We start from the raw sequence: 12,647 nt of genomic DNA on the forward strand, positions 1-12,647 counted from the left end.
CCGTCAGCCTCGCGCGAGGATGCCGTCGATCTTGCCGGAGGCGTCCTTCAGCAGGCGGTCGATGTCGGCGTCCCGCTTCGTCAGGACGGCGGAGACCACGCCGTCGAGCACCGAGTAGATCTGCTGGGCCTTCGGCGGCTCGATCTTCATGTCGAGGTTCTGGTTGCCGTCGAGGAATGCCTGGTAGTTCGCCACCGGCACGTTGGCGTTGGCCTTCTTGACCTGTTGGTCGGTGGCGTCGGCGGCACCGGTGAACAGGCGCGGCTCGGGCAGGCCCACGGGGGCGTCGTTGCGCTTGGCGCGGGCGTAGTCGCCGAGGAAGCCCTTGCCCGGGGTGAGGAACATGTGCTCCAGCCACTTCAGGCCGGCGCGGATCTGGGCGGGCGTGTCGTGCTTGTTGAACATGTAGCCGTCGCCGCCGATGAGGGTGCCGTGGCCGCCGGGCATGGGGGCGAGGGCGAGGTCCTTGTAGTTGCCGCCCTTCTCCTTGACCAGGATGGGGATGTTGTCGGGGGCGGCGAGGTACATGCCCAGCTTGCCCGAGCCCATCATCTGCTGCACGTCGTTGATGACGAGGAGCTGCTTGCTGCCCATGGAGTCGTCGTTCCAGCGCATGTCGTGCAGGTTCTGCAGGACGGCGTGGCCGGCCGGGGAGTCGACGGCTGCCTTCTTGCCGTCGGCGGTGACGACGTCGCCGCCCTGGGAGTACATCTCGGCGGTGAAGTGCCAGCCGCCCTGGTTCTGGGCGCTGTAGTCGGCGTAGCCGACGGTGTTGTCGCCGAGGGCGGCGATCTTCTTGGCGGCGGCGCGGACCTCGTCCCAGGTCGTGGGGGGCTTGTCGGGGTCCAGGCCCGCCTTCCGGAACAGGCTGCGGTTGTAGATCAGCCCCATGGAGTAGCCGGTGCGCGGGATGCCGTAGACCTTCCCGTCCACGGTGTAGATGTCGCGTAGCTGCTTCTGGATGGTCCGGTAGCTCTTGAGTTCCTTGACGTACGGGGTGATGTCGGCGGCCTGGTTGACGTCGACGACGTGTCCGGCATCGGTGAAGTAGGTGTAGAAGACGTCTTCCATCTGCCCGCCGGCCAGCTTGGCGTCGAAGGTCTTGGGGTCCTGGCAGGGGAACGCGTCATGGGTGACGACGTCGATGTCCGGGTGCTGCTCGCCGAAGGCCGCCACGTCCGCGTCGAAGAACTTCCGGTCGACCTTGGCGCTCTTGGGCGGCTCACAGTTGACCGTGATCCGGGTTTTGCCGTCGTCGCTGCTCGAAGCGCCTCCGGACCCGCAGGCCGTGAGGCCGGCCAGGGTGAGGGTGCCGGCTATCGCGGCGACGGTGGTGCGACGGAACCCGGAACTTCTCATCGGTGGACCCCTTTGGCCATGAGCGTGGGATGTCCACACGGCTGCTCGCTGTGTGGCGGCCCACACTCAATCACCAACGACAGACGGCCGCAAGATGTCGCACTGGAGTTGTAAATTATTGACAGTCGATGGAATCCCGTCGTGTGGAGCGAGGGTCGCTCAGTGGGCGCGGACGGCTTGCGCGGTGGAGCCGCGCACCACCAGCTCCGGCTCGAAGAGCAGTTCCTCCGCCGTGACGGCACTGCCCGCGATCTGTGCGGTGAGCAGCTCCACCGCGGCTCGGCCCATGGCCTCGATGGGCTGGCGGACGGTCGTCAGCGGAGGTTCGGTGCAGTTCATGAACGCGGAGTCGTCGTACCCGACGACCGAGACGTCGCCGGGGACGCGGAGCCCGCGGCGGCGCGCGGCCCGGACCGCGCCGAGCGCGATGGGGTCGCTGGCGCAGATGATCCCGGTGACACCCCGGTCGAGCAGCCGGGCGGTGGCCGCCTGGCCGCTCTCCAGGGAGAACATCGCCCGGACCACGTGCTCGTCCGGCAGTTCGCCGCCGGCCGCCGTGGCCATGGCGCGCGCTGTGGCCAGCTTGCGCTGCGAGGGGACGTGGTCGGCGGGACCGAGGGCGAGGCCGATGCGCTCGTGACCCAGCGACGTGAGATGGCGCCATGCCTGCTCCACCGCGACGGAGTCGTCGCACGACACGGCGGGGAAGCCCATGTCCTCGATGGCGGCGTTGATGAGGACGACCGGGATGTTGCGCTCGGCGAGGATCTCGTAGTGCTCGTGCGGCGCGTTGGCCTGCGCGTACAGGCCGCCGGCGAAGACCACGCCGGACACCTGCTGCTGGAGCAGCAGCTCCACGTAGTCCGCCTCCGAGACCCCGCCCTTGGTCTGCGTGCACAGCACCGGGGTCAGTCCCTGCTGGGCGAGCGCGCCGCCGATGGCTTCCGCGAAGGCCGGGAAGATCGGGTTCTGCAGCTCCGGCAGGACCAGGCCGACCAGGCGGGCGCGTTCGCCCCGCAGCTGGGTCGGACGTTCGTAGCCCAGCACGTCGAGTGCGGTGAGCACCGCCTGGCGGGTGGCCTCGGATACCCCCGGTTTGTTGTTCAGCACCCGGCTGACCGTGGCCTCGCTGACCCCGACCTTGGCGGCTACCTGAGCAAGTCGTCGCGTCATGAACGCAAGAATAGCGCAAGAATTTACGCTATTTTGCGCAGATGGGTGCTCGACTCCTGACGACGGGAGGATCATGGCGCGGGATCTACTCGGTCGACTACCCCTTCGTCGGCAGCACCGGGGCCCGCGTTTTCCTGGCCGGCTCCGGACTCTCCGAAGACGCCCCACACGACATCGCCCACCGCAACGCCGAGCGCCTCCTCCGCCTCTGACCGTCCGGCGCGGGCATCGGCGGGCCGGACGTACGCTCCCAGCGCCTGGGCTGTCACGCGTAGGAGAGACGGCACCTGATCCGCCCGCCCGGGCTCACGCCGAGTGATGCCCCGCGCCCTCCTGCTGGTCGTGCCCGCCGGGCAGGCGGACCGCGCGCTCGGCGCCGACGTCCTCTACATCTGCACACCTACATCTGCACACCCGGCATCACCACCGGCTATGGGCCGGCGTGCGTGTCACTGGGCAGACCTCCAGGCCTCGGGAAACCGCCCGTTCGTGCGGAAGGAGGCGAGGAAGGTGAGTCGCTGGGTGTCGGTTTCGGGGTGTGAGGCGGGGCTCCCGTCGAGTTCGAGGATGGCGGAGCCGGGGCCCTGGTACCGGGGCCAGATGGGCAGTCCGGGGCCGTTGGGGTTGCTGGTGCGGGCGAAGTTCGTCCAGTAGGACATGAGGGTGCCGGAGACGGCGCGGTCCGCGGCGGTGGGCGCCGGGGCGTTGGGGGCGAAGTACTGCGGCAGAAGGTTGCCGAAGACGAACGGCACCTCGGATACGTGGGCGGCGACGGGTGAGTAGGGGGATGTGTAGGTGAACTTGTAGCCGTAGGCAGGGGAGTTCTGGGTGTGCTGGTGCAGGGTGAGCAGTTCCCAGGTCTGTTCGGTGATGACCATGTCGCCGATTAGCTGACGGGCCGAGGCGTCGGTCTGGGCCTGGGTGGTGGCGGGGTACAGCTCGTCGAACTCGTCCATGCGCTGGGCGCCGAAGAGTCTCTCGGCTGCCGCATGGAATTCGGCGGGGGTGGAGTGGGGCAGGGCCAGGGGGTCGAAGAGGGGGAAGTCCTCGGCGCTGTTGTAGCCGGCGAGGAGAGGGACGTGGTTCTGCCGGCCGCGGGCGAAGACGGCGGCGGGGGAGTCGGTGACGACCTGGTGGTCGATGCTGGGCCCGAACGGGGGCGTGCCGGGTGCGGTGGTGGCCGCGTTCAGCTCGTCGGCGGGCAGTGCCCGCAGGTCGGTAAGGGCGGGCGCGTTGAGCTGGGCGGACAGGGCGTTGCCCTGGGTGACGGCTTCCTGGTGGGTGGCGATGGAGCCGCGCTGGTTGTCCCAGAAGCCTCCGCTCTCGGCGATGGCCTTGGCGAACAGGCCGTGGGTCTGCGGTGAGGCCAACAGCAGGCCGACGGAGTGGGCGCCGGCGGATTCACCGAAGAGGGTCACATTGGCGGGGCTGCCGCCGAAGGCGGTGATGTTCTGCTGGACCCAGCGCAGCGCCGCGATCTGGTCCTGCAGTCCGTAGTCACCGGAGCTGCCGCTCTCCTGGTCGAGGTCGTTGCGGGCCAGGAAGCCGAAGACGCCGAGCCGGTAGTTGAGGGTGACGACCACGGCGCCGTGGGCCGCGAGGCCGGCGCCGCCGTATTTCGGGTCGGAGCCGGTGCCGAACTGGAAGCCGCCGCCGTGCAGGTAGACCATGACGGGCCGGGGCCGGCCGGTGCTGGGCGGCGCCCACACGTTCAGGGTGAGGCAGTCCTCGCTCATCGGGATGGCGGGTGCGCCGGGTGCGCCGGGTGCGGTGCTGCCGTAACAGGCGGGCGAGGAGGTCGTGGCCTGGCGGATCCCGTTCCAGCGGGGTGCGGGCTGCGGTGGTTGCCAGCGCAGGTCTCCGACCGGCGGGGCGGCGTAGGGGATGCCCTGGTAGGCGGTGACGCCGTTGGCGTCCGGGGCGGTGCCCTGCAGCACGCCGGAGCTGGTGGTGACGGTGCCGGCCGCCTGGGCTGTGGCGGGCGGGGCGAGTGCCAGGAGGAGAGCGAGGAGCAGGGCGGCGATGGCCGCGCGCGAGAGAGAGGGACGGGGTGGTACGGGCATGGCGGCTCCTTGTCCGGTGGCTCGACGGGCTGCGGGCAGGCTGGTCACCGCAGCCGTCGGCGGGCGGGGTGGGCGGGGTGTCAGCGGGCCAGCGGCGCTGTGTCCGGCGCCGGAAGGGGGGCGTGCGCGGCGGACCGGGGCCGGCGGAACAGGGCGGTGAGGGCGGCGCCGAGCAGGGCGGGGATGACGAAGGCGTAGAAGCCGGCCCTGGGTGAGCTGATGAGGACGGTGGCGGCGGCGAGGTAGCTGGGGCCGACGATGGCGCCGATCCGGCCGATGCCGAGGCTGAAGCCCAGGCCGGTGCCGCGCAGGTGCGCCGGGTAGAAGCGGGCGACGAACATGTTGACCAGGTTCTGCGTGCCGAGAGCGCCGAGACCGGCCACGGCGGCAGCCGTCAGCAGCACGTAGCGGGGCTGAGGGGTGCTGAGGGTGATCATCGCGGCGGCGGCGAGGACGAAGCTGGTGACGGTTGCGGACTTCAGCCGGCCGCGGTCGGCGAGGAGCGCGGCGGCGAGGGTGCCGACGACCGCGCCGCCGTTGAAGGCGATGGAGAACTCCAGGGAGGAACTCAGGTCATAGCCCGCCTTGACCATCAAGGTGGGCAGCCAGGTGCCGGCTCCGTAGACGAGGACCAGGCCGGTGAAGGTGACCGCCCAGAACAACAGGGTCGCCCGGCGGTAGGGGGCCGCGAGCAACTGCCCGAGCCGGTTCGCCGTGTCGGCGCCTTCAGGGCCCGGACTGAAGCCGAGTACTGGTGACGGCTCGCTCCGGCCCGCGGTGGGGACCAGGCGCCAGACCGGGGGGATGAGGATGAGGGGGATGACACCGAAGAGGAACAGTGTGTGGAAGTCCCAGGCGGGCAGCAGTGCCCGGCCGAGGATGCCGGTGATGATCCCGCCGATGGCGACGCCGGTCAGTGCGGTGCCGACCTGCAGCGAGCGGCGGGCGGTGGTGGCGGACTCGCTGACGTAGGCGGTGACGAGCGGGATGAGCGCTCCCAGGCCGATACCGGTGGCGAACCGGGTGGCGGCGAAGAAGCCCAGGCTCGAAGCGGTCGCGCTGAGCAGCATCCACAGCGACAGCCAGGCCAGGGAGGCGAGCATCGGCAGGCGCCGTCCGTACCGGTCACCGGCCCAGCCTGCCACGATCGATCCCAGCGGCATGCCCGCCGCGGTGAGGCTGCCGAGCAGTCCCAGAGTCGACGTGGTGACGTGCCAGCCGGGATGGGCGAGCAGGGACGGCCCGACCGCGCCGAGGACGAACAGGTCATACCCTTCGATGCACAAGATGACGAGCCCGAGAGCCACAGCAGGCCAGGGACGCGTGCCGGATCTGGGCACGCCGGAAACAACGTTCACGTTCGTACTCCTGAACGGAGGTCTGCACGAGGTGGTCGTGGCCGCAGGGCACGGCCGGTCACGTGGCGGCATTCGGCAGGGGCACGCTGTTGCCCGGACGCGGGAGCTGGTGCGTCACGGCCGCACGAAGCCGGACGGTGACAGAGGAAGCGCCAGGGCCGTCGAAGAAGCGTCGCTGAGCCGTCGTCGACGGCGGACGGCGGATCTCGGCACATGGCCGGCCCGCTGCTGTCCGCGCTGCGTGGAACTGGCTGCGATGCTGGGGGGCGGCAGCGCCCGATGTCAACGGCTTCGACGCGTGCACCTCGTCCGCCGGAGACACCCAGGAGGGCGAACGTGGCAATCGGTGCGCCAAGAGTGCAGGTCAGGAGGCCGTGCGGGAGCCCTCGCTTTCTGCGAGCGTCGTGTTGTGCTCGTGGATCAGACGCAGTGCCTCGTCGCGGTCGCGGCGGTCGAGGGCGTCGATGAGGTCGCGGTGCAGTGTGTGCCGGTGAGCGATGTACTCGTCCAGAGGCTGTTCGCTGGCCGGCAGCACGGACAGGGTGTGGCCCTCGATCAGGTCCAGCAGGCTGGTGTACAGCGAGCCGAGCAGAACGTTGGGGCTGATCGCGGCGATGGCGGCGTGCAGCCGCCAGTTGGCATGGACGAAGGCGACCGGATCGGCATCGCCGACGGCCTTCTCCATGGCGGTGATGTGCTCGCGCAGCCCCGCTATGTCGGCCGGCGAGGCGTGCCAGAGGGCGTCCTCGATCAGCAGCGGGTCGAGGGCGTCACGGATGCGCACGGCGTTGGCGACATCCGCCTCCTGCGCGTCCAGGGCGAGAACGGAGTTGCCGAGGCGGACCATCGGTGTCTGCTCGGCGCTGAACAGTCCGCCCCCTGGGCCCGGCTTGACCGTGACCAGGCCGCGCGCCTGCAGCAGCCGCAACGCCTCGTTGAAGGTACCCACCGACACCTCGCACAGGGTGCGAAGCTCCTCCTTGGTGCCCAGACGTGAGCCAGGCGGCACGCTCTGGACCAGCGCGGCGACACGCTCGGCCGCGTGTTCGGCACGGCCCGAGCCGGCCGCCCGGGGTGAGGCGTCGGCGCGGCGGACGGCCCGGGGCAGGGGCGCACGGTCTCCACGTCCAGCACGTCGCCGCAGGTCAGAGCTGGCGTCGGCATCGGATCGTGTCTGCTCCTCGGCACCCGTGCGCATGCCGGGGTCGGAAGTGGACGTCACAGCAGTCCCCTCAGGCTCGTCATATTCATCATGATTGTTTCTCTCCGAACTCTTGACGCCGCGACCCTCCCCGCGCAACATCAAGGTAATCATCATGCTGAATTGCCGGTGGGTGAAGCAAGGGCTCCGTTGTCGCTGACGGCAGCCTCTTGACGGCCCTCGGCAGGCTGAGCGGTATCCGCCGACGAGGTTTCGGGTGTCCCGCTCCCATCCCCTTCGGGAGACACATCATGCGTATCGCCAACCTTTCCGGTCGTCTGGCCCTCATCGTGGACGGCAAGGCCGTCGACGTCGAGCAGGCCAGTGACGGCGGCTTCTCCGCCGACCCGCAGGCCGTCTACGAGCAGTGGGACGTGTTCCGGGCCTGGGCCGCCGCCGCCGACCTGCCCGAAGGGGTGGCGTTCGACCCGGCTGAACTGGGCTCGCCGGCTCCGGCCCCGCGGCAGACGCTGGCGATCGGCCTCAACTACCGCGACCACGCGGCGGAGTCCGGCTTCGCGGTGCCTGAGGGCCTCCCGCCGGTGTTCACCAAGTTCGTCAGCAGCATCACCGGGCCCGTCACCGAGGTGAAGCTGCCGACGGATGGCCACACCGACTGGGAGGTCGAGCTGGTCGCCGTCATCGGCCGCCGAGCCGAAGGAGTTGCCGAGGCCGACGCCTGGGGTCACATCGCCGGACTGGCCGTGGGCCAGGACATCTCCGAACGGGTTGCGCAACTGGCGGGTCCCGTGCCCCAGTTCAGTCTGGGCAAGTCCTTCCCCGGCTTCACCCCGATCGGTCCGTGGCTGGTCACGCCGGACGAGTTCGACAACCCTGACGACCTCGAGCTGCGCTGCGCGATCAACGGCGAGGAGGTCCAGAAGGGCCGCACCCGCGACCTGATCTTCTCCGTGCCGGCCCTGGTCTCCCGGCTGTCCGCCGTGCTGCCGCTGCTGCCCGGCGACGTGATCTTCACCGGCACCCCGGCCGGCGTCGGGCTCGGCCGCGATCCGCAGCGCTGGCTGGAAGCGGGCGACGAACTGGTCAGCACCGTCGAGGGCATCGGCGAACTGCGCCAGACCTTCGTCGTCTGAGCCACCCGGACCCGACGGACAAAGGAGTCAAGGAGTCCCCCATGGCACTGCACCGTCTGACCTCCATCACCATGGGGGTCCCCAACACCGCGGAAACCGCCGCCTACTACACCGACTTCGGGCTCACCCCGGACACCGACGGCTGGTTCACCACCCAGGACGCAGGACGCCAGCTACGCATCGTCCACGCGCCGACCCGCCGCCTGGTGGAGGTCCGCATCGGCGTCGACACCCCCGACGACCTGGCCGCGACCGCCTCCCGTCTGAAGCGGCTCGGCACCGAGGCCGTCGTTGCCGCCGGGACGCTCACCGCCTACGACAAGGCCACCGCCGTCCGCGCCGTACTGGAAGTCACCCCCCGCCTCATCCAGGACCCGGTCGCGGCCACCGTCTACAACGGCCCCGGCCGCGCCGAGCGCACCTGCTCCCGCGCCCCCGGCGTCCTGCGCACCGGCCGGGTGCGGCCCCGCAAGCTGGGTCACGCCGTGATCGGCACCACCGACTTCGACACCACGACCGCGTTCTTCCGCGACGGGCTCGGCTTCAAGGCGTCGGACTACATCAAGGACCACGGGGCGTTCCTGCGCTGCTCCACCGACCACCACAACATCCTGGTCCTGGCCGCACCGGTCGCCTTCCTGCACCACTCCTCCTGGCAGGTCGACGACATCGACGAAGTCGGCCGCGGAGCCGCCGCCATGCTGGAAGACCATCCCGAGCGGCACATCTGGGGCCTGGGACGCCACCACGCGGGTTCCAACTTCTTCTGGTACCTGAAGGACCCGGCCGGCAACTTCAGCGAGTACTACTCCGACATGGACTGCATCGTCGACGACCAGCTCTGGACGCCTGAGGTCCTCGAAGGAGCCAAGGGCCTGTTCAACTGGGGCCCGCCGCCCCCGCCGTCCTTCCTCGCCCCCGAAGATCTCGCCGCCCTGATGACCGGCACGCACAGTGAGTCGAGGTAGAGCCGTGAACAGAAGTCCTTCCAAGGTGCACGACGTCGCCGTCGTCGGCTTCGGCCCCGTCGGCCAGATGCTGGCCCTGCTGCTCGGACGGGCCGGGCACGACGTCATCGCCCTGGAGCGCTGGCCCAGCCCCTACGACCTGCCGCGCGCGGTGCACTTCGATCACGAGATCGGCCGCATCTTCCAGGCCGCCGGAGTGGGCGAGGAGGTGCGCGCGGTCACCGACCCGGTGCCCGACCACTACGAGTGGCGCAACGCCGCCGGTGAGCCGCTGGTACGCATCGACTGGTCCGGCAACGGCCCCTCCGGCTGGCCCACCGCCAGCTTCTTCTGCCAGCCCCAGTTGGAGGCCGTCCTCGCCCAGGCCGCCGAGAGCCTGCCCACCGTGACCGTGCGCCGCGGCTGCGAAGTCGTCGACCTCGTCCACGGCGAGGACAGCGTCCTGCTCCGCACCACCGGAGCGGACGGCCCCGCGACCGTGCGGGCGCGCTACGTCATCGGTGCCGACGGCGCCAACAGCTTCGTCCGCTCCGGCATGGCCACTTCCGTCACCGACCTCGGGTTCTTCTACGACTGGCTGATCGTCGACACCCAGCCGCACAAACAGGCCGAGTGGGCACCGACGAACTGGCAGCTGTGCGACCCCGAGCGGCCCACCACGATCGTCTCCGGCGGACCGGGCCGGCGCCGCTGGGAGTTCCTGCGCCTGCCCCACGAGAGCATCGAGGAACTCAACACCCTGGAGACGGCCTGGCGCCTGCTTCAGCCCTGGGGGCGCACACCGGAGAACACCACGATCGAGCGGCACACCGTCTACACCTTCCAGGCCCGCTGGGTGGACCGCTGGCGCGAGGGCCGCCTGATCCTGGCCGGTGACGCGGCCCACCAGATGCCGCCCTTCGCCGGACAGGGCATGTGCTCCGGCATGCGGGACGCGATCAACCTGGCCTGGAAACTGGACCTCGTCCTTGCCGGCCGGGCCGACGCAGACCTCCTGGACACCTACACCTCCGAGCGCAGCGAACACGTCCAGCACGCCATCGGCATGTCCATGGCCCTGGGGCAGGTCATCTGCGTCCTCGACCCCGAGGACGCCGCGGCCCGCGACAAGCGCATGATCGCTGCCGGCGCCGACCCGCGGCACGCCCTGCCGCCTACGCCGCCGCCGGTCCTGGGCGACGGCGTCCTCCAGCGCGCGGCAGACGGCACCCGCGCCCCGGGCGTCGGTCACCTCACGCCGCAGTACAAGGTCACACACGAGGGCCGCACGGCGTTGCTGGACGACCTCACGGGCGGAGGGTTCACCGTCCTCACCGACGGCCCCGACCCCCTTCAGGCGCTGGATGCCGCAGACTCGGAATTCCTCGCGGCCATCGGCGCCACCGTGGTCCCGCTGCATGCCGGAAGCGCCCCTGCCGAGGGCTACCTGGACGCGCCCGACGGCTACCTGCCCCACATGCGCGAGCACGGTCATGTCGCCGCCGTGATCCGGCCGGACTTCTACCTCTTCGGCGCCGCTACCGACGGACCCGGCCTGAAAGACCTGATCGGCCAGCTACGCGGGCAACTGCAGCAGCCCGCCGTCATCAAGGACCGCGCTCCGGCACCCGAGCCGCTCCAGGCCGTCGCCCAGCAGTAACCCATAACCCGCACCTCACGACCGCGGCGCACGGACCACCGCACGGTCCGCCCGCCGCCGTGCCCCGGGCGTCCACGCGCCGGGAGCACCGCCCGGCGTCCGGGCCTGCCGCCGTTGCCACACGGCCCGGACGCCCCTCGGCGCCCCATGACAAGCGCTCGTCACGCACTTTTTAGGACATGCATGGACAAGACTCTTCCCACCGCGGCCGACGCCGTCGCCGACATCGGTGAGGGCGCCTCCCTCGCCGTCGGCGGCTTCGGTCTGTGCGGCATCCCGAGCACCCTCATCTCCGCCCTGTACGTCCAGGGCGCGGGCTCCCTGCAAGTGGTCTCCAACAACTGCGGCACAGACGAGCACGGCCTGGGCATCCTGCTGGGCGCCGGCCGCATCGCCCGCGTCACCGGCTCCTACGTCGGCGAGAACAAGGAGTTCGCCCGCCGGTACCTCGGCGGCGAACTCGAGGTCGAACTCGTCCCGCAGGGCACGCTCGCGGAACGACTGCGTGCGGGCGGCTGCGGCATCCCCGCCTTCTACACCCCTGCCGGCGTCGGCACACCGCTCGCCGACGGCGGCATTCCCTGGCGCCACCACGCCGACGGGAGTATCGCCCTCGCCTCACCGGCGAAGGAGACCCGCTCCTTCGGCGACCGCGATTTCGTGCTGGAGGAAGCCATCACCTGCGACTTCGCCCTCGTGCGGGCGGCTCGTGGTGACCGCCACGGCAACCTCGTCTTCGACAAGTCCGCCCGCAACTTCAACCCCGTGGCCGCCATGGCCGGCCGCGTGACCATCGCCGAGGTCGAAGAACTCGTCGAGCCGGGGATCCTGAACCCGGACGAGATCCACCTGCCCGGTGTCTTCGTCCAGCGCGTCGTCGCCCTCACCGCGCGGCAGGCGGCCGACAAGCAGATCGAGAAGAGGACGGTGGCCGTCTGATGGCCTGGACCCGCAACGAGATGGCCGCCCGGGCCGCCGCCGAGCTCCACGACGGCGACTACGTCAACCTCGGCATCGGCCTGCCCACCCTCGTCCCCGGCCACGTACCGGAGGGCGTGCACGTGGTGCTTCAGTCGGAGAACGGCATCCTGGGCACCGGGCCCTACCCGGCCGAGGAAGCCGTGGACCCCGACCTGATCAACGCGGGCAAGGAGACCGTCACCGTCCTGCCCGGCGCCGCGTTCTTCGACTCCGCCCTGTCGTTCGGCATGATCCGCGGCGGCCACATCGATACCGCGATCCTCGGCGCCATGCAGGTCTCCCGACACGGTGACCTGGCCAACTGGATGATCCCCGGCAAGATGGTCAAGGGCATGGGCGGCGCCATGGACCTCGTCCACGGCGCCCGCCGGGTCATCGTCCTGATGGAGCACACCGCCAAGGACGGCAGTCCCAAGATCGTTCAGGAGTGCACCCTCCCCCTCACCGGCCGGGCCTGCGTCCACCGCATCATCACCGACCTGGGCGTCCTGGACGTCACCGACAGCGGTGTCGTCCTGGTCGAGACAGCGCCCGGTGTCACCACCGAGCACATCGTCGCGGCCACGGCGGTTCCGCTGCGCGTGCCGGAACCGGCCGGCCGCAGCACCTGAGGTCCTCCGCCGGTCCGGTGTTCCCGGACAGCCACCGGACCGGCGGAACCCCACCAACCTCTGCTGTCCGCGCCGGCCCCCCGCCGAGGCCGCCCCTCGCTCCGCCCCGGCCGCGTCCTGTCCGAGGTTGCCCTGCCTCGCGGCCGGGGCGGATCACCGCGACCACCACACCCCGGCATCCGCCGACCGGCCCACGGGCC

Annotated in this window: 11 protein-coding genes; 6 read left to right on the plus strand and 5 right to left on the minus strand. The window is 70.6% G+C overall.

What is annotated here, in order from left to right; translation table 11 throughout:
• Window positions 1-3: 3 nt before the first annotated feature.
• Window positions 4-1,359: an ABC transporter substrate-binding protein gene (locus ACZ4SV_RS31910; RefSeq protein WP_468008618.1), complete on the minus strand. Its 1,356-nt coding sequence runs from the start codon at window positions 1,357-1,359 to the stop codon at window positions 4-6.
• 159 nt (window positions 1,360-1,518) lie between these two features.
• Complete coding sequence (locus ACZ4SV_RS31915) at window positions 1,519-2,532, minus strand: LacI family DNA-binding transcriptional regulator (protein WP_365879562.1); 1,014 nt, start codon at window positions 2,530-2,532, stop codon at window positions 1,519-1,521.
• 41 nt (window positions 2,533-2,573) lie between these two features.
• On the opposite strand from ACZ4SV_RS31915, the gene ACZ4SV_RS31920 reads away from it, so the two are divergent.
• A complete protein-coding gene (locus ACZ4SV_RS31920; RefSeq protein WP_468008624.1) occupies window positions 2,574-2,744 on the plus strand; it encodes a hypothetical protein in 171 nt (56 codons plus the stop codon).
• A gap of 237 nt (window positions 2,745-2,981) precedes the next feature.
• Here the strand turns inward: ACZ4SV_RS31920 and ACZ4SV_RS31925 are convergent, their stop codons facing one another.
• The 3 genes from ACZ4SV_RS31925 to ACZ4SV_RS31935 form a co-directional block, all read right to left on the minus strand.
• Complete coding sequence (locus ACZ4SV_RS31925) at window positions 2,982-4,595, minus strand: carboxylesterase/lipase family protein (protein ID WP_468008627.1); 1,614 nt, start codon at window positions 4,593-4,595, stop codon at window positions 2,982-2,984.
• 80 nt (window positions 4,596-4,675) lie between these two features.
• Window positions 4,676-5,881 (minus strand): MFS transporter, encoded by a 1,206-nt coding sequence (locus tag ACZ4SV_RS31930; protein ID WP_468008631.1) that lies wholly within the window; start codon window positions 5,879-5,881, stop codon window positions 4,676-4,678.
• Between the two features lie 436 nt (window positions 5,882-6,317).
• Window positions 6,318-7,271 carry a FadR/GntR family transcriptional regulator gene (locus ACZ4SV_RS31935; RefSeq protein WP_468008635.1) on the minus strand — a complete coding sequence of 318 codons (954 nt, stop codon included), beginning with the start codon at window positions 7,269-7,271 and terminating at the stop codon, window positions 6,318-6,320.
• Between the two features lie 134 nt (window positions 7,272-7,405).
• Between ACZ4SV_RS31935 and ACZ4SV_RS31940 the strand changes: the two genes are divergently transcribed.
• The 5 genes from ACZ4SV_RS31940 (at window position 7,406) to ACZ4SV_RS31960 (ending at window position 12,447) form a co-directional block, all read left to right on the plus strand.
• Complete coding sequence (locus tag ACZ4SV_RS31940) at window positions 7,406-8,248, plus strand: fumarylacetoacetate hydrolase family protein (RefSeq protein WP_468008639.1); 843 nt, start codon at window positions 7,406-7,408, stop codon at window positions 8,246-8,248.
• Between the two features lie 41 nt (window positions 8,249-8,289).
• Window positions 8,290-9,216 carry a VOC family protein gene (locus ACZ4SV_RS31945; RefSeq protein ID WP_468008643.1) on the plus strand — a complete coding sequence of 309 codons (927 nt, stop codon included), beginning with the start codon at window positions 8,290-8,292 and terminating at the stop codon, window positions 9,214-9,216.
• A 4-nt stretch (window positions 9,217-9,220) separates the two neighbouring features.
• On the plus strand, window positions 9,221-10,855 hold the full coding sequence (gene mhpA / locus ACZ4SV_RS31950; protein ID WP_468008647.1) for a bifunctional 3-(3-hydroxy-phenyl)propionate/3-hydroxycinnamic acid hydroxylase MhpA: 1,635 nt from the start codon (window positions 9,221-9,223) through the stop codon (window positions 10,853-10,855).
• Between the two features lie 183 nt (window positions 10,856-11,038).
• The gene (locus ACZ4SV_RS31955; RefSeq protein ID WP_468008652.1) at window positions 11,039-11,794 is read left to right on the plus strand and encodes a CoA transferase subunit A; all 756 of its coding nucleotides are present in this window, start codon (window positions 11,039-11,041) and stop codon (window positions 11,792-11,794) included.
• The gene (locus tag ACZ4SV_RS31960) at window positions 11,794-12,447 is read left to right on the plus strand and encodes a CoA transferase subunit B (RefSeq protein ID WP_468008656.1); all 654 of its coding nucleotides are present in this window, start codon (window positions 11,794-11,796) and stop codon (window positions 12,445-12,447) included. The genes ACZ4SV_RS31955 and ACZ4SV_RS31960 overlap by 1 nt, the downstream gene beginning before the upstream one ends.
• Window positions 12,448-12,647 lie beyond the last annotated feature (200 nt).

This window comes from Streptomyces sp. NPDC027672 (assembly GCF_055566335.1).